Origin of the sequence: Flavobacterium sp. NPDC079362, assembly GCF_050267765.1 — a bacterium.
GTDB lineage: Bacteria > Bacteroidota > Bacteroidia > Flavobacteriales > Flavobacteriaceae > Flavobacterium > Flavobacterium azizsancarii.
This window is the reverse complement of sequence record NZ_JBNNFM010000022.1, coordinates 73,503-92,818: the sequence shown is the minus strand read 5'-3', so window position 1 is coordinate 92,818 and position 19,316 is coordinate 73,503. Positions and strand designations below refer to the sequence as shown.

Below are 19,316 nucleotides of genomic sequence, written 5' to 3'. Positions count from 1 at the left end.
TTTCGAAAAAAAAATAAGAAGGCCAGCCTTAACTGACCTTCTCACTTCATTCTTACTAATTAATCTAAATTATTGATATACTCTCACATAATCAACCTCCATAGAAGATTGTGTAAAGGCAGGATCAATAATACCACCCAGATTGCCTCCCATAGCAACATTCAGGATTAAGAAAAAGTCGCTGTTAAAAGGCAAAGTGCCGTCATTAGGAACGGAATGAATTAGAACATCATCTGCAAACGTTTGTACGGATGCAGGACTCCAAACTGTTTTATAAACATGAAATTCTGTCGAAACATTTGGTATTGTTTTAGAACCTGTATTACCGTCTCCTCCTGAATGTCCAGGATAATGAAGTGTACTTAGAATAACATTCTGATTTTTTCCAACATGTTCCATTATATCGATCTCACCACAGGCTGGCCAGGGTTTTGTCGCATAGTTTGATCCCAACATCCAAATTGCCGGCCATGTTCCTACACCAATTGGAAGTTTAGCTTTTATCTCGACTTTACCGTAAGTAAATTTAAATTTACCATCAGTTTTTAATCTTGCCGACGAATAATCAGCTCCGCCAGAAGCTTCTTTTTTAGCTGTAATTTTTAAACTTCCGCCCTGAACAATCACATTTGTTGCTGAGTTGGTATAATTTTGTTTCTCATTATTTCCCCAACCGCTGTCACCTTTACCCAAATCATAAGTCCATTTAGCAGGATCCGGAGCACCGTCTGTGTTAAACTCATCAAACCATACTAATTTTGTATATTCTGCAGGAGGTGCCTGACTAGGTTTTACAGTAGTAAAGATATGATACCAGGCTAATGAAGGATCACCGCCCATAACTGCTCTTACGACCATTCTATTGGCTGTAATAGACAGGATCTCATAGGAATTCTGACCAATATAGTAACCCATAAATCCGCCATCAGAGAAACTCATTGTTGTACCTCTGGTTTGTGTTGCGTGATTTGGATTTGCCATTACAACTGACTCTGAAGGGCTTAATGAAACTGTTTTTTTACCAGTCGCATTATATGCCAGACAAATATCACTTGGCGAGCTTCCTCCTGCTACACTCGCAAAAGCAGCATTAAAGAATGTTGAACCACCATTATCTAACTCAAATTTTAATGCGTCACCATCCTTAGAGAATGTCAATACATTATCGTACAAACAGCTGCTTGCCGGCGATGCTGCTTTTTCCCAAACTCCTGCTGAATAATAATTTGGAAAATAATTTTTGGTAGCATCTCCATTATTTTGACCTACTCCCAAATGTCCCGGCTCAGAAGCTGACCAATACCATTTTTTAGAAGTTCCGTCAGTTAAAAGCTGAACGGCTTCATCATCTCTAAAGTTACTCAATACTTCGACTTCTGTCGTTATATTGGTGGCTACACCACCTCTTCCTGAAGCGATTACGGTAACTGTATATTTATTTAATCCTGTTTTTGTAAAACGTTTTGTAAATATACCGCTTGGAGAATTCTCTGATGTACCATCGCTAAAGGCATATTTATACGAAACGGTATTGTCTCCTTTTGCAGTAAACTTTACCATTCCTGATCCGTCTCCGTTGGGAGCAGCGGCAGTTTTCCCTATGATTTCAGCCGTAATCTTCAGATTCGCTGGTGCTGACAAATCTCCAAAAGAATGATCGTCATTTTGACAACTTATTGCTAACACCAGTGCAAAAAGTAATACGATATTTATAATTATTTTTTTGCTCATGATTTTTTATTTTAATTGGATTGTTTTATATCATCAAAGTAATAAGTATCTCCTGTTCCTGCTTTTCCAAAGTCCGGAAATAAAATTACTCTGTCGTATTTATTATTAGCACTAAAATCAGCCGCACTCGTAAGATCAAATGTCAAAACATTCCAGGCATTGGCAACTGTTGTTGTTGCATGTACTTCTATAAATACTGTTGGATTACCATTCCCGTCTTTTGGCGAGGTCGAAACTTCCATTTTGTACAATATATCAACTCCTGCTTTTGGCGACCAAACGTTTACTTTTATTTTTGTTCCTTTACTAAAATCAGGCGTACTTTCAAGATTTAAACTTGCTCCTCCCCAGGTTTCTGCTTGTGATTTTTTATCTATCTTAACTACTTTATCAGATACATTCGTTCCGGTTTTATTAGGATTTGTTACTACAGAAGCATCTACATTACCAAATCCGCCCCAGCCAAAAGTTAAATCAGCAGATTCAAAATCAAGAGGTAATGATACAGATTGAGCTGGCAGTTTATAAAAATAAATATTGTCTATAAATACATTTTTACCTGCAGGAGTTCCAACTAGTTTTAGTTGAAAAATATCAGCCACCGTTAATCCCTGACTTGTAAAAGCCGAAATCGGAATATCAACACTTGTCCATTGATTCGCTGTTAGATTTTTACTAACCGCTTTTTCTCCATTCGTTTTACTAATTAAAAATATATCCAGTTTCTCTAAATCTGCTGTCCAAATATCCATATGAATATAATCCATTGCTGAAACATCAACTGTCACACCTTTTAGTTCAATTCCCTGATAATTTAGGTTGGTATAATTCAGCATTTTATCACCCGCCAATTCAAATTCTGACAAAGTCCCTGATTGTCCCCAATTTGGATTAAAATCAGTTCCTTCTACATCTTTATATTTCGAACTGTAGATAGAAATTACATTGGCATCCAGTCTATTTGGAGGAGTTGGAGCTGAAGCAGTTGGATTAACTATTAATATTGCTGTAATCTGCTCTGTATGTTCAACGGTTTTAATGGCAGCACTTTTTGAAACTATACGAACTGTGTATGTTCCGGCTTCTTTATACGTAAATGAAACTGACTCGCCATTGTTGACTGAAACTGGAGTTGTTGTGCCCGGTTCTCCAAAATAAACATCATAAAACAAAGCGAAATCGGCCGTTGCTTTAACAGTTATTTTTTTAGAAACTGATACATCATTTGTAATTACTACAACAAGATTTTCAGGAGATTTAAACGAAACAATAACATCTTTATTGATTTCGGTTGTTTTTCCTGTAACTCCCATTGCTATAATCTTAGATTTATAAACGCCTTCTTTATAGGTATGGGTTGTAGTTGCTCCTGTCGAAAAATAATCTGAATCAGGAGATCCGTCTCCGTAGTTTATTTTGTATTGGGTAACTCCTTCTCCGGTTGGCGTAAAAGTTACCTTACCTGAATTATCCTGAGTTACAGTAGTCAAAACAGCTATGTTTGTTGGTGCACTTAACCCCTCTAAATCAAGATTGCTGTCGTCGCTTGAACAACTCAGAAGAATTGTAAAAACGAAAATGCTTATAATAAAATGTAATTTTTTCATAATAGTGTTTTTTTAGTATCCAGGATTTTGCTGCCAGTTTCCGCTTGCAAATTGAATTTCTTCGATTGGCAATGGGAATAATTCGTTTTTGTTCGCTTTAAAACCCGGTATTTTCCCAACTGCTTTTCCGGTTCTTACTAAATCAAAGAAACGATGTCCTTCGCCAAAAAGCTCTACTCTTCTTTCGGCTAAAATAAAATCTGTAAGTGCTGCTCCTGAAGCTGAGATATCGTGATTAAGATCTCCAAAAGCACGGCGTCTTACCTGATTTAGGTAATTTTTTGCTTTTGTATCATCAATTCCACCGCGGTTATAGGCTTCTGCTGCCATTAATAACACATCGGCATAACGGATTGCTCTGTAGTTGTTTGGATTTGTCAGATTTAAATCTCCTTGTGCTTCTGCACTTCTTTTTCTAGGCAAATACTTTCTGTTAAAATAACCGGTGTCTTCATTTCCTTTTCCAAATGTTACTCCTTTTCCATTATCATAAGCTGTATTTGCTGCTGCCCATGCTGCGATATCCAATATCGTAACATCTTTACGTTTGTCGCCCGCTTCAAAAGCATCAGCGCCTTCCTGGGTTGGAATATTAAAACTAAATCCGGAAGAAAATAATGGGCCGGAATAATTTCTGATTCCGCTAAAACCTACTGCAACATTCCCTTCGCTACATTGCAAACAAGTAAAAGCTGCTCCTTCTACATCTGTATACTGTACTTCAAAAACAGACTCCGGTCCGTTTTCTCCGGCTAATTCAAACATGGCATCAAAATCTGTTTGTAATGCATACTTTCCTGAACCTATAACGGCATCAAGAGATGCTGCGGCTTGTACATATTTATTTTGATACAAATATGCTTTTCCTAGTAATGCCTGAGCAGCACCTTTTGTAACTCTCCCTTTTTGAGATGCTGTTGGAGATAAATTAGCCGACGCAAAAATTAAATCAGCTTCGATTGAGGCATAAACTTCAGCAATTGATGAGCGCGGTGTTGTTTTTTCATCTCCAACTTTAAATCTGGCATCTGCTTTCATCGGGATTCCACCAAACCATTTCACTAACTCAAACTGGTAATATGCTCTTAGAAAACGAGTTTCTGCAAGCAGTTGGTTTTTTCCCTCAAAATCTGTTTTATCTTTAAATTCAAGAATATAATTCGCTCTTTGAACTCCTGCAAACATCCAATTCCAGATGTCTCTTACATTGCTGTTTATCGGTGTATGAATCATATCGTCTACTTGCTGCCAGCCAATTACGTCTGTTGGGCTTTCTCCTCCGGCCAATGTATTGTCTGAAGCAATTTCTCCTAAAATAACATTTGCATAAGTAGATTGCAACAAGTCATAAGCTGCAATTAGTGCCTGCTCATAATCTTCTTTAGAATTGAAATAGTTTTCAGAATCTATAGAATATTTCGGTTTTGGATCAACAAACTCATCTGAACAAGAAATACTTATTGTCGAGAACAGAGTTAGCGTTATAATGGTTGTAAATAAATATTTTTTCATTTTAATTGAAATTAAAAATTAATGTTTAGACCTAATAAATAGGTTCTTGGAACAGGATAAAACCCGTAATCGATTCCGGCACCTATTGGCGACTGAGAAACTCCATCCTGGTTTGTAGGTCCAAATGAAGCACCCGGATCGAAACCTTTATATTTGGTAAAAGTGTACAGGTTGTTTACTCCCGTATAAAGTCTTAGTTTCGTAATCCCTGCTTTTTGAGTCACCTTTGGGTTAATTGTATATCCCACTTGTATGTTTTGAATTCTAAAATAAGAAGCGTCTTCAACATAATAATCTGAAAGAACATTATTTGCTGTTGCTCCTGTGGTTACTCTTGGCACAGAATTACTTGTTCCCTCACCTGTCCATCTGTCTAAAACATAATCGAGTCGATTGGCATCAGAAAGGACTCTTTCGTAATTACGTACCATATCGTTTCCTATTGAGGCAAAACTATAAAGTGCAAAATCAAGGTTTTTATAATTCAGCTGTATATTGAATCCCATTGTGGCATTAGGAATCGGATCTCCAATATTGGTCCTGTCCTTAGTGTCGATTACGCCATCGCCATTTACATCTACATAACGAATATCGCCGGGTGAGCCATTTGCTCCCAAAGCTAATTGCGATGGATGAGCGTCAACTTCTGCCTGATTCTGAAAAATACCATCTGTTTTATATCCGTAAAAATATCCTATTGGTTTTCCGGCTTCCATTCTTGAAGCTGCCGGTTGTCCTACTCCAAAACCACCTTGCTCAATAAATCCAGTTCCGTTATTTACTTCCAGCACTTCGTTTTTAAGAAAGGTTACATTATAACCAACGCTCATAGAAAAAGAATCTGAAAATTTCTCTTTGTAATCTATTGCAAATTCTAATCCTGAGTTTCTAACTGTTCCCGCATTCATTGTTGGGGCACTTGCTCCAGGAGCACCAATTCCTACAATTCCTGAAACCGGTATACCTGGTATTAATAAATCTTTTCGTGTATCAATAAAATAATCTGCTACAATCGAAACTTTATCGTTGATTAATCTTAAATCTAAACCAACATCAAACTTTCTGGCTTCTTCCCATTTCAAATCCGGGTTAGGAATTTGTCCTGTCGCCATTCCATTTACTAAAACCCCGTCAAAAACATAAGTAGCTTCTCCGTCCAGAATACTTAAAAAACCATTATTTTTAATCTGATCATTTCCTAATGTACCATAACTGGCTCTTAATTTTAAGAAATTAAATGTTTTTGATTCTCCAAAGAAGCCTTCATCAGAAACTACCCAACCTCCGGTAAAAGAAGGGAAATATCCCACTTTATTGCCTGGGCCAAATTTTGTCGAAGAATCACGTCTGATCATTGCTGAAAAAAGATACTTTCCTTTATAATCATATTGTGCTCTTCCAAAATAAGAAAGTCTTCTTTGATCGTAAACATAACCTCCGGTATTAAGAGCTGTCGAGATTCCTTTTGTTAAAGAAAGATCTGCATAATCCCAGGAATTATTAGGAACATCAAAACCTGTTGCAACTGCTGAATTTCCCCATTGTTTATAAATGGTATTTCCTACTGTCGCCGTAATATTATGATTTTCTGCTATTTTTGCAGTATAAGTTCCGTAAAGGTCAAAAGAATAATCATTGTCATTTACTGTTCTTTGAGTTACAAAACTTCTCTGTACATCAAACACTTTTCCGCCATAACTTATTTGTGGGCTAAAGTTTTTACCTTCGCTATTGGCAGTATTAAAACCAATTGAACTTGTTAATACAAATCCTTTGAAAATTTTATAATCAAGTCCAAAATTTCCATTTAGTTTTTTATAATTGTAATCGTTGTACGTATTCGCAACTTGTGCTAACGGATTGATTATTTCTGTTCCTAATCCTGTTGTGCTTGGCACTAATGTAAAATTGCCATTTGCATCATAAGGTGTAAGAGTTGCAGGTATATTTAAAGCATTAAATAAAACAGATCCTAATCCATTTTCGTTAATTGTTTTTCTATTGAAATAAGTATAGATAACATTTGTTTTTACTTTAAACTTATCGCTCAAGTCAGCTCCTAATGCTAGTCTGGCAGTATTTCTTAAATAACCCGATTTACCTTCGCCTACAATACCTTCCTGATCTAAATGGGAACCACTGATTGAATAGGTAATTTTATCAGAACCTCCTGAAATAGTCAGATCACTATTTAATATTGGAACACCTTTGCCTAAAACTTCTTTCTGCCAGTCCGTTCCCTTGCCCAAACCGCTTACGTTTGGATAAGGAAGTGCTTTCCCGCCATTGGCATAACTTTCATTTAGTAACAAAGCATATTCAGTAGCATCTAGCATTGGTAACTTTCTTGAAGCTTCCTGAAATCCGGTATAACTATTAAAAGATATTTTTGTTTTCGAATTTTTTTTACCCATTTTAGTGGTAATCAAAATGATTCCGTTTGCACCAATAGTACCATAAATAGCCGCTTGCGCATCTTTTAATACAGTAATCGTTTCGATATCATTTGGATTCAGTATACTTAAATCTCCCACATAACCATCGATAATAGCAGTGGGTCCGTTTTGACCATTTGTAGCTATACCACGAATACGAACATCCAGAGCTGCGCCCGGCGATCCTGATTGTGTCGTAACATTTACACCTGAAATTGTTCCTTGCAGTGCTTGCTCGATTCTTGCTGGTTTCAGGATATCAAGCGTTTTGCTGTCTACTACAGAAACAGCTCCGGTTACTTCTCTTTTCTTTTGAGTTCCGTAACCTATAACTACGACTTCATCAAGAGATCTTGCATCGTCGCTCATTTTTACTGTTATCTTGGTTCCTGAAACCACAACTTCTTGTGTTCTGAAACCTATATAACTGAAAACAATTGTTGTTCCTTTTGGAACATCTAATAATTTAAAAGATCCGTCGAAGTCTGTGGTTGTACTTTGCGAAGAACTCTTAACTTTTACATTTACGCCAGGAAGTGATAATCCTGAGCCATCTAGTACTGTTCCGCTTACATCAAGGGACTGCGAAAACGCATAAGATGTAAACAGAATTAGTACGGTTAGTAATAATTTGGATTTCATAATTAGTTAGTTTTTATTGAAAGATAAATTTATCATAACTCTTTAGGAAAACAACAAAATTAACCACAACAAAAAACATACATCATAAAAAAAGCCTGTGTACATTTAACATTTCTTAAAAAATACCCTTATTTAACTATAAATCATGAATGTTAATTTATTTAACATATTTGTAGTGAATTCACAACAAATAGTTAATGTTGAGGTAATGTATAGTTTTTTTGAGTCGTTTGTTGATGTACTATACAGCCAGAATGTATTCGACTAAACCGATTTCGTGCTGTAAATCCATTTTTTTACGCAAACGATACCTTTTTATCTCTACGCTTCGAACTGAAATATTAAACAATGGAGCAATTTCTTTAGATGAAAGGTTCAATCTCAGGTACGCACAAAGTCGCAGGTCATTTGGGGTTAATACGGGATGAAGTTGTTTGATTCTTTTAAGGAAATCTTTATCGGCGTTATCAAATGCTTCCTTAAAAACATTCCACGAATCTTCCTCGGTAATATTTTTGTTAATGGTGCTTATTACAGATTTTATGTTATTACTGTCGTTTTGATTTGTTTTCTTTAAATCCTCTTTTATAAACGCAAGCAATTCATTTTTGCTGTTTAAACTCATTGTCGAAACTGCCAGTTCCCTATTTTTATTATCAACATCCTGAGACAGCTGCTCATTGCGAAGTTTCATTAATTGCTGCTCGTTTTCTAGTTCTTTAATTTCCAATAAAAGGTTATTTTCTTCAATTAACTTCTTTTCTTGTTTCTGATAATAACTTCTGTATGATTTATTGATAAAATAAGCCAGTACACACATTAAAAGAAAATAAATAAACCAGGCCAGATTTGTCAGATACCAGGGTTTTAAAATAACAAAGGTATAAGTGGCTGTATTTTGCAAGATAGTATTGGCATATTTTGCCCTTACTTTAAATGTATATTTTCCCGGAGAAAGATTTTTAAAATTCACAGTCGCCTTTGTACTCCATTCGCTCCATTCGTTCTGGAAACCCTCGAGACAATATTGATATTCTGAGTTGATGTACTTATTATATTCCGGAACTGTATAGTTTAATGTGATATTATTTTCATTGGCATGAAAACTTCCTTCACTGCTGATTGCTACATTTTTTAAAATTTCATTTTGTTTATTAATGCTGATATCCGTTATAAAAACAGTATAATTTTTAAAACTCAGATCTTCAATATTCAATGTATAATAGCCATCAGTAGTACCTATTAAGTAAGTCGTTTTTGAGATTTGAGTAATGTTCTCAAAACCCAGCATCGAATTGGTTAACGATGACGGAATTGGGATTATATTCTGTTTTAATTGATTGCTCAATTTACTGGCAGAAAAATAATGAATGTAATTTTTAGAGAATAACCAGATTTTATTAGAATTATCAACAATTAATTTACCGGATGTATATTCGTCTTTCTCAAAAATAGAACTGAGCAGATTGTCTTTCTCAAACTGTTTTGTTTTTGGATTTAATTTAAAAATACCGCCTTTATAAGCATAATAAATTTGATTATTAAATTTGGTCAAACTTGCATTTTTTCCTTTATTGGGAGATTTATAAGCATAGAAACCTTGAGTTTTCAACAACGACTGATCTAATTTTAATCTAAAAACTCCTTTGTACTCGTGACTTAGATAAACATCATAATTATCCGTGATTTCAAAATAACGGGAAGAATAATCAAACCCCTGAATTTTGTTTCTGAATCTCCATTGATTGTTTACCTTTTCTAAAACCGAAATTCCGTAATAATTTCCCTGAAGCAATTGGGTCTTCGAATTTGGAACCTGTTCAAATTTCCAGGTTCCCGATCCTGAAAATATACTTCTGGCGGAATCATTTGTCACAATAAAAGTTCCCGAATCATGCCCGCAAAAAAGCGTGTTGTCAAATATAAAAAGAGACCAAACCTGACCTTTTGTTCCATTGATGAATTTAAACTCAGAGTTACTTTGAATGTTTTTACAAAATAATCCCTGATTTGTTCCCACATACAACAAACCATTAAAAGTGGCCGAAGCATAAACTGTTCCTAAAACCCCGGTATCATCTGTAAAACTATGTACCGGCGAATTGATATTGATACAATTGATGCCATTATCAAGTCCAGCCCACAAATTCTGATCCTTATCTTCAAAAAGTGATAAAGCAGTATTGTTGCTCAACCCTTTACTTTGCGAAATATGATATTTCAATTTTCCGTTATCAGATAAAATAAAGATTCCGTTAGAAACCGTTCCCAATGCAAAACTTCCGTCCTGCAAAAGCTGGCTGCTGTAAACAAAACTCGATTTTAATTCCGCATCAACATCCGTAGTAAAACGTGTCAAAGTTTTTCCTGCCAATTTATAAATCCCGTCTAATTGTGTTTGAATCTGCAAACCATCTTCTGTCGTAAACATATTAACGATCGTAAACCTTTTAAGAATCGGATCATCAGAAACCAATTTAGCTATTCCGCTTTCGATCTCAAAAAGCCCTTCATTAAGCGTTTGAAAATAAATGGCATTTTTAGATGCAAACGACTTTACCACACCATTTTTAGGTGCAATTATTTTAAATTTTCCGTTTTTTGTATCATAGATATAAATTCGGTTTAAGGATTGAAACAAAATCCAATGATCATACTTAAGAATGTTCCAGAATTGCTCGTCATCTAAAATTTTATTTTTGATAGTATCACTAAGCGAAGTATATTTTAATTTGCCATTTGCTTGTCTTGTCCAATACCCAAAATTCATGTAACAGCCTGTATAAATTTTGTTCCCAATTACTTTTACAGATCGCATAATAGTTTCGTTGGCTGTAGGATATAACTGCCAATTTGTACCATTGTATTCTAAAAGCCCGTCATTATTAGCAAAATACATATAGTTTTGATCGTCCTGAGCAATCATCCAACTCTGATTTCCGGCGCCATAAACAGCTGATGAATACTTGACAATGGGCGGAAATTCCTGAGAAAACAAGAGAAAACTCATTAAAAAAAGCAGCATAGTAAATTTAGTCTTCAATTTTAGCCGTGGTATTAATTTATTACAAAAACAGTTCTAAAATAGCTTATTTTATAATGAACCAACAAGTTTTTAGTAAAAAAAATATCAATCCTAAAACCATTTTCCTTCAATGTAAATCTGTTAAAATTTGTAACAATCTCATTAACAAAACTCAATTCAAAATTGATTACTTTTGTAAAAATTGACTTTTTTTATGCAAATTGATCTTTCTACACTCGACCCAAAACATAATATTATAATTAAAGGAGCGCAGGTACATAATTTAAAAAATGTAGATGTTGCGATTCCAAGAAATAAACTTGTCGTTATTACAGGTCTTTCAGGATCAGGTAAATCAAGTTTGGCTTTTGACACTTTGTATGCCGAAGGACAACGCCGCTATGTTGAAAGTTTATCATCATACGCGCGTCAGTTTTTAGGGCGTTTAGACAAACCAAAAGTAGAATACATAAAAGGTATTGCACCTGCAATTGCCATTGAGCAAAAAGTAAATACAACGAATGCACGTTCGACTGTTGGAACTTCGACTGAAATATACGATTACGTTAAACTTTTATTCGCAAGAATTGGACGTACTTATTCGCCAATTTCAGGATTGGAAGTTAAAAAAAACACGGTTACTGATGTTGTTGCCGATGTAAAAACATTGGAATTAGACAGCAAATGGATGTTGCTTGCTCCTATTCATTTAGAAGAAGGAAGACAATTAGAAGATAAACTAAAAGTTTTGCTGCAACAAGGTTTTGCCCGTATTTTGGTCAATAACGAAATGGTGCGTCTGGATGATTTTACGCCTACAGATTTACACAAATTAGACAATAAAGATATTTTACTAATCATTGACAGGATTGTTGTCAAAGACGAAGAAGAGTTTTATAATCGATTGGCAGATGCTGTACAAACTGCTTTTTTTGAAGGAAAAGGAATTTGCTACCTACAGGAGTTAAACTCAGATAAAAGATTTACGTATTCGAATAATTTTGAATTGGATGGAATCACATTCCTGGAGCCAAATGTTCATTTGTTCAGTTTTAATAATCCTTACGGAGCTTGCCCAGTTTGCGAAGGTTACGGAAATATTATTGGTATTGATGCTGATTTGGTTGTTCCTAATACTTCTTTATCTGTTTTCGAAAATGCAATATACCCGTGGAGAGGTGACAGCATGAGTTGGTACAAGGATGAATTGGTCAAACATGCTTACAAATTTGATTTCCCTATTCATAAACCTTACTTTGAACTTTCTGAAGAGCAAAAGGATTTAATATGGAAAGGGAATGGCTATTTTCAGGGTCTGAACGGTTTCTTTAAAGAACTGGAAGAAAAAAATTATAAGATTCAAAATCGTGTGATGCTGTCCCGTTATCGCGGAAAAACAAAATGCCACGCTTGTCGCGGAAAACGTTTACGTGAAGAGGCTTCGTACGTAAAAATAAATGGTAAAACGGTTTCTGATTTAGTTGATTTACCGATTAAACATTTGGTTACTTTTTTCAAAAACATCGATCTTAATGTTTACGAACAGCAAATTGCCAAACGTTTAATGGTCGAAATCAATAATCGTTTGTCTTTCCTGACAGAAGTTGGTCTGGATTACCTTACTTTAAATCGAAATTCGGCAACCCTTTCCGGAGGAGAATCGCAACGTATTAACCTTGCTACATCATTAGGAAGCAGTTTGGTGGGTTCTATGTATATTCTCGATGAGCCAAGTATTGGTTTGCACCCAAAAGATTCAGAGCGATTAATTAAGGTTTTGCTTTCGCTTCGTGATTTAGGAAATACAGTGATTGTTGTTGAGCATGATGAAGATATCATGAAAGCTGCCGATATGATTATAGATATTGGTCCTGAAGCAGGAACTTTTGGTGGTCATTTAGTCGCTCAGGGAACTTATGAAGAAATATTAAAATCAGATTCATTAACAGCAAAATACCTCAATGGCGATTTAGAAATTTCAGTTCCTAAAAAGAGACGAAAATTCAAAAATCATATTGATATTGTTGGTGCCAGAGAAAATAACTTAAAAAATATTAATGTTACGTTTCCTTTAGACGTTTTAACTGTAATTACGGGAGTTTCGGGAAGTGGGAAAAGTACATTGATTAAGAAAATCCTATTTCCGGCGATGCAGAAAAAGCTGGAAAATGCATCTGAAAAAGCAGGTCAGTTTAGCGAAATAAAAGGTTCTTTTTCGCAGATCAAACATATCGAATATGTTGATCAAAACCCAATTGGAAGAAGTTCAAGATCAAATCCGGTAACTTATATCAAGGCTTACGATGAAATTCGTGATCTGTATGCCAAAGAAAAATTATCAAAAATAAGAGGATATCAGGCGAAACACTTCTCTTTTAATGTTGATGGAGGCCGTTGTGAAACTTGTAAAGGAGAAGGCTCTATAAATGTCGAAATGGTCTTTATGGCCGATGTATCATTGCCTTGTGAAACTTGTGGAGGAAAACGATTCAAAAAAGAAGTTTTAGAGATTACTTTTGACAATAAAAATATCAACGATATTCTAACTATGACTATCGATGATGCAATTGCTTTTTTTAATAAAAACAAACAAACAAAAATTACTCAAAAATTACAGCCGCTTCAGGATGTAGGTTTGGGTTATGTACAATTAGGACAATCTTCATCGACACTTTCCGGTGGTGAAGCACAACGTATCAAATTAGCCTCGTTTTTAGTAAAAGGCGCCACGAAAGACAAAGCTTTATTTGTATTTGATGAACCTACAACAGGTTTACACTTTCATGACATCAAAAAACTATTAGCTTCTTTTGATGCTTTGATAGAAAAGGGACATTCGATAATTGTAATCGAACACAATCTTGACCTGATAAAATGTGCAGATTGGATTATTGATTTAGGTCCTGAAGGTGGAGAAAACGGTGGGCATTTATTAGCCGTGGGAACGCCGGAAGATATTGTAAAAGAGAAAAAATCAATTACAGGGATTTATTTGAAAGATAAATTGTAAAAAAAGCTACTAAGTCTCTAAGGTTGTTCTAAGTTTTTCAGACTGAACTTACTGTGATACTATTACCCTGAGGTATAATTTTATTCTAAAAAAAATAATATAAAATAACATTTACCGCAAAGTGGTCGAAGGGCATCACGTAAAGCTTCGACTTCGCTTAGCCGGACAGACAAATAAAAATAATTAAGCCATAAATTACAATAATTATTTACTGTAATTTATGGCTTTTCTGTTTAAAAATTTAAATCGTTAAGCTACTAAACATCTTTCCTCAAAGGGAAATCCATCTTCATCAATGGCAACTAATACTTTTTTTTGCTTTGAGGCCTCAATGGTTAGATAAAGCCATGCAAATGACCACAATCCTAAAGTCAGGCAAAAAATAATGAAATTCAAACCATGATTTACCACTTTTCCGCCTTTGGAAAGAACTGCAAAAAGAAATTCGTCATTTCTCTCTTCTAATGTAAATCCATTATGAACTTTGTTTGATATCATATTAGAAAATACTTGTAAGCTTTGCTCCTGACTGAGTTCATTCTTTTTCATAATCATTCATTAATAAATTAATCCAAATACTACTACAATTACTTTGTATATTTTAATTTTGTAACAATTGTTACAATCCTAAAAACAGCACAACCTTCACTTTTATTGCCTTAAGTCAGATATTTTTTATCTCAAAAAGCGAAGTGTTGCCAAATTCTCACATAAAATTATATTTTATAAAATTAACTGCAAAACAAACCACTGTTAATTTTTTTAAGTTTTATCAGATTATCGATATTTTAGTCTTTCTTTTTAATATTAAAAGAAGGCGCTTCATAATCCTTTTTCAAATAATTTTCAGGAATAGTAGTATTGTTTCCGTCACGTACTGCATTATAGTGCGGCGACATAATCTCGATTCCTGCAGCATTAAACGAATCCTGAATATTTTGATGAAGCGACGAATAAATTAATGGCTGTTTTGTGGGTTGTTTGGTATAAACATTAATCTGGTACGAAACGTAAAAATCATCTAAACTGGTTTGCAAAACAAAAGGCTGTGGGGTTTTCTCTATCATTTCTGTTTTTAATGCAGCTTCTATCAAAGCTTTATGAATTGCTGCCCAGGGTACATCATAACCTATTGAGACTGTGGTATGAATTAGCAAACCATTGTTGACCTGCTTTGTATTCGAAGAATAATTTGTAGATGTACTTGACAAAACCGTAGCATTTGGTATAGTAATATCTTCAAATTTTGGCGTTCTGATACGGGTAACCAAAGCTGTTTTTTCGATAACTTCACCACTTACATCTCCTATTTTTATAAAATCTCCTATCTTAAACGGACGCATATAAGTAATCACCAATCCTGCAACCATATTTGCAATCGCATTAGAAGAACCTAGTGAGAATAAAATACCTACGAACACTGAAACTCCTTTGAAAATTGGAGAATCTGATCCTGGCAAATAGGGAAAAATAATAACGACCATAAAAGCCAGCAATAGAAATCGTATAATATTAAATGTTGGCATTGCCCAGTCACTATAAAAGCCATCAATTTTTATATTTTCTTTTTTAATTTCATCAAAAAAGAATCGGATTACTCTTATGGTGTATTTAAAAATAAAGACGATTACTACGATTGTAACCAAACTTGGCAGGAAATCGACAAATCCCATCACAGCTAATTTTGCAGGAGTAAGGATCCATCGCAATAAAGTTGTTGTATAAGCTTCTGTAGCCGGAAAAATACTAAACAGTATAGGCAATGACAAATAAACAATTAAAATGAGCGTAATACCTTTTACAAAACTGTACAAACGCATTAAAAGAAATTGCTGCTTTTGCGGTGACAGGATTTTTATATTATTATAGGTAAATCCTTTAAAATATTTATCGCTGTTTTTTAGGATATGTAGCTTTATGCGATTAAAAGCTTTGCCTACAAAATACAAAACTATACCTATAATTAAAATTAACAAAGCTGTATATCCTAACCTTTTAGGAAGCATTGAATAGTTTTCATTTTGATAAATGATTGCTTTTTTAATCAAACCTAAATTTCGTTTGGCGATATAAGCGGCTGTTTGATTTTCGGCCATTGCATCGATATCTAAAATAGACATGATCACAAAATCGTTCTTATACATAATATCCTGAGATATGTCTGAAGGCACGACTGAAATAGAATCTTCCTGAAAAAAAGAATCTTCGTAAAGTTTTCTGATTTTTTCGGTAATAGCATTTGCCCTGCTTTCGGCAGAGAAAGAACCTACTTTATTGTAGACATAAAAAAGTGTGTCTTTAAAAGGAGCAACAGGATATTTTTTTTGCTTTAATTCAGGAATCGCCGTTTTTGATGTTTGTATACTATCTTTTTGGGCAAAAACCAATGTAGAAAACAAAGTAATGAAGAACACTAAAAAACAAAGTATTTTCTTTTTCATATCTGCCGGCAATTAATTGATTATCCCTGCAACAAATATAAAAACAAAATAGGTCCAAATCTAAATTACTTTGCTTTTCCCAATAAAATCGTACTAAATTTTAATTCCTATTTTTCGAAAAAGCATATCGATCACTTTATTAATATCAGGAGAGATATTAAACTTGTAATTCAGGTAAACATATAAAATCGTTACTAAAACTGATTTTAAGGCAATTCCAATTAATGGATAAACAGGAAACTCCCAAAAATAAAACATCAAAAACAAAGCGCCTGTAACGGCCAGTGAATGGAGATTTTGCTTTGTAAACGGATATAAGTCAAGCTTCTTAACCACAAACAGCAGCTTGGCTAAACTGTATAGGGTTATGGACAATAATGTCGCAAATGCAGATCCTATAATACCCATAATTGGTATGAAAATTATATTTAAAACAAAGGTCGCAACAACTAAAGCCAATCCCAAAAACAATACCGTACGATAGTATTTTGTATTGAAGATGATCGCATTATTATTACCTAAGATAAGATCAAAATACTTTGATAAACCAATCATAAAAACTACAGGAATACCGCCTCTGTAATCTTCGGGAACAATTTCGTACAGCTGATCGATATTAACAAAAATACACAACATTACAAATCCTCCCACAATCTGAAGATTTATTGAGGTTTTTTTATACAAACTATTTAGTTCATCATGTTTGTTTTCGTGCATTAATCTGGCGGTAATTGGATATACAATCTGATGCATCGCACGACTTGGAACCGAAATAACTAAAGCAATATACGTAGCTACTGAATAATAAGCAATATTCTCAATCTTCATATATTGATTCAGGATCAGCTTATCACCATCTAAAAGTAAATTGGCTACACTTCCTGAGAGAATTATAAAAAAAGTATATTCCATTACACTTTTTACATTCACAGGAATACTGATTTGAAACTTAGGCTTTTTGATATAAAAGGCATAAAACATCGTAATCAAAAATGCTACAAAATAAATAGCTGCCGTAAAATACACAAACTGAACTAGGCTCATCCAATTAAAATATAATCCTACCAAAGCGATAGTAGAAACCAAACGCAAACCTACTTCCTTTATAAAATTTCCAAAAACAGAATGCATATGAACTCTTGCCCAGGCATAGAAAATCTCAAAATAGGCCATACAGATTCCAATAAATGGAATTAAGAACATAAACTCTTTTACAACAGGATTTTTCTTGGTTACAAAGGCTGTAATATCATCAAAAAAGAAAATCCCGATAATCCCTAACGGAATACACATCAGGATAGGAAACAAGGCTGTAAAAGACAAAAACTGCTCTCTTTCTTCTTCGGTTTTATACTGGGAATAAAATTTGACTAATGTATTTTGCATTCCAATAGCAAACAATGGCATAATAACATTTGCAGCAGACAAAATATAGTTTGTCAATGCATAATATGTTGCTCCCAGATAAATTGGGTACAGGTAAAGTGTATTAACAGCCCCAATAGCGAAACCTATATATGTAATAATTGTATTTTTGAAAGACTGATTTAAAACAATACCCATTTTTGGATTTTAGATTTTAGTACCGATAGCTATCGGGTTTGATTTCAGATTATTGCAATCTTAAGATTCGTTAATCAATTGTGCCAATTGTTTGGTCAGGTTTTTTCTTGAATATTGTTGTAAACCAACACCATTGGCTTGTAATTTCCCCTCCAAAAATTGATTATAAAAGTCCAAAATTACACTTTTTAATTTCGCTTTTTCAGAATAATCAAAAAATACTCCCGTATTTGTATCTGTAATAATGTCGGCAAAATCAGAACCCTTTGGCCCAATGGCAATTATTGGACGGTTTGACACCATATATTCAAACAATTTACCGGGAATTATACTTTTAGTATCTTCAGAATTAATCTCTATTAAAAGTAAAACCTGAGATTTTTTTTGATGTGCAATTGCTTCGTGATGCGAAACATATCCCAGAAGATTCAAATAGTCATTTAACTGAAATTCTGCAATCGAATCAAGAACTTCCTGACTTACCGCCCCAATCAATTTAATTTCTAAATGTGATTTAAAGCTTTCTATTTCCCGAAGTAATTCTACCAGACATTCCCATAAAAATTCAGGGTTTCTATCTGATAAAAATGATCCAATATGTGCTAAAGTAAATTTTGTATCGAGAGTTTGTTTCTCTACATTTTCGATATCATAACCATTTGTAATAACCGAAATAGGTTTATTGGTAATCGCCTGAAACTCGGTTTTTGTAGTTTTACTGGTTACAATAATGGTATCTGCAGTATTTAGTACTTTACTCTCAAGAGTTTTGTGCTTTTTTGCAGCATAAGCTGATAATCGCAATGCTTTATGGTATCCAATCGTTGTCCATGGATCGCGAAAATCTGCAAACCATTTTACATTTAATTTTTCTTTGAGTTCTAAACCTATTAAATGCAAACTATGTGGTGGCCCGGAAGTTACAATCGTATCGATATTATTCTCCTTAATGTACTTTTCAAGATAAGTCACAGAAGGCTTTACCCAAAAAACACGGGCATCCGGAATAAAAAGATTTCCCCTGATCCAGAGAAATATTTTATCTAAAAAGGTTTGCTTTTTCTTGTGAGGAAAAATTCCGGAACTAATTTTCTTGGTTTTGTTTTTAGAAAAAACAGAAGCCAATTGATAAGGTTCCCAAATTTTGTTCTTTAAAACAATCACTTTATCAGAGATCTGGCTCACCAAACCTTCATCGACTATTGGGTAAGTTGGATTCTCAGGAACATAAACAATAGGCTGAACACCAAATTCAGGCAAATACTTTACAAATTTCAACCAACGCTGTACACCAGGTCCTCCTGCCGGTGGGAAATAATAGGTAATAATTAAGAGTTTTTTTTGTTCCAA

At 34.2% G+C, this 19,316-nt stretch carries 10 protein-coding genes; 1 reads left to right on the top strand and 9 read right to left on the bottom strand.

Annotated features, from left to right (window positions below):
- Window positions 1-69: 69 nt before the first annotated feature.
- The 5 genes from ACQKCJ_RS17300 to ACQKCJ_RS17280 all read right to left on the bottom strand — a co-directional run bounded on the left by ACQKCJ_RS17300 (window position 70) and on the right by ACQKCJ_RS17280 (window position 10,970).
- Window positions 70-1,731 (bottom strand): family 16 glycosylhydrolase, encoded by a 1,662-nt coding sequence (locus tag ACQKCJ_RS17300; protein ID WP_427402538.1) that lies wholly within the window; start codon window positions 1,729-1,731, stop codon window positions 70-72.
- A gap of 11 nt (window positions 1,732-1,742) precedes the next feature.
- A complete protein-coding gene (locus tag ACQKCJ_RS17295; RefSeq protein ID WP_427402537.1) occupies window positions 1,743-3,338 on the bottom strand; it encodes a hypothetical protein in 1,596 nt (531 codons plus the stop codon).
- Window positions 3,339-3,350: 12 nt separating this feature from the next.
- The gene (locus ACQKCJ_RS17290) at window positions 3,351-4,850 is read right to left on the bottom strand and encodes a RagB/SusD family nutrient uptake outer membrane protein (RefSeq protein ID WP_271336424.1); all 1,500 of its coding nucleotides are present in this window, start codon (window positions 4,848-4,850) and stop codon (window positions 3,351-3,353) included.
- An 11-nt stretch (window positions 4,851-4,861) separates the two neighbouring features.
- Entirely contained in the window at window positions 4,862-7,927 is a 3,066-nt protein-coding gene (locus ACQKCJ_RS17285) for a SusC/RagA family TonB-linked outer membrane protein (RefSeq protein ID WP_427402536.1), read from the bottom strand.
- Between the two features lie 241 nt (window positions 7,928-8,168).
- Window positions 8,169-10,970: a triple tyrosine motif-containing protein gene (locus ACQKCJ_RS17280; protein WP_338083386.1), complete on the bottom strand. Its 2,802-nt coding sequence runs from the start codon at window positions 10,968-10,970 to the stop codon at window positions 8,169-8,171.
- 196 nt (window positions 10,971-11,166) lie between these two features.
- On the opposite strand from ACQKCJ_RS17280, the gene uvrA reads away from it, so the two are divergent.
- Window positions 11,167-13,962: an excinuclease ABC subunit UvrA gene (uvrA, locus tag ACQKCJ_RS17275; RefSeq protein WP_271336422.1), complete on the top strand. Its 2,796-nt coding sequence runs from the start codon at window positions 11,167-11,169 to the stop codon at window positions 13,960-13,962.
- Between the two features lie 249 nt (window positions 13,963-14,211).
- Here the strand turns inward: uvrA and ACQKCJ_RS17270 are convergent, their stop codons facing one another.
- The 4 genes from ACQKCJ_RS17270 to ACQKCJ_RS17255 form a co-directional block, all read right to left on the bottom strand.
- Window positions 14,212-14,511, bottom strand: a complete 300-nt coding sequence (locus ACQKCJ_RS17270; protein ID WP_072956831.1) for a hypothetical protein — start codon at window positions 14,509-14,511, stop codon at window positions 14,212-14,214.
- Between the two features lie 239 nt (window positions 14,512-14,750).
- Complete coding sequence (locus tag ACQKCJ_RS17265) at window positions 14,751-16,403, bottom strand: mechanosensitive ion channel family protein (protein ID WP_271336421.1); 1,653 nt, start codon at window positions 16,401-16,403, stop codon at window positions 14,751-14,753.
- 93 nt (window positions 16,404-16,496) lie between these two features.
- On the bottom strand, window positions 16,497-17,966 hold the full coding sequence (locus ACQKCJ_RS17260; RefSeq protein ID WP_271336420.1) for a lipopolysaccharide biosynthesis protein: 1,470 nt from the start codon (window positions 17,964-17,966) through the stop codon (window positions 16,497-16,499).
- A 60-nt stretch (window positions 17,967-18,026) separates the two neighbouring features.
- Window positions 18,027-19,316: a glycosyltransferase family 4 protein gene (locus ACQKCJ_RS17255; RefSeq protein ID WP_427402535.1), complete on the bottom strand. Its 1,290-nt coding sequence runs from the start codon at window positions 19,314-19,316 to the stop codon at window positions 18,027-18,029.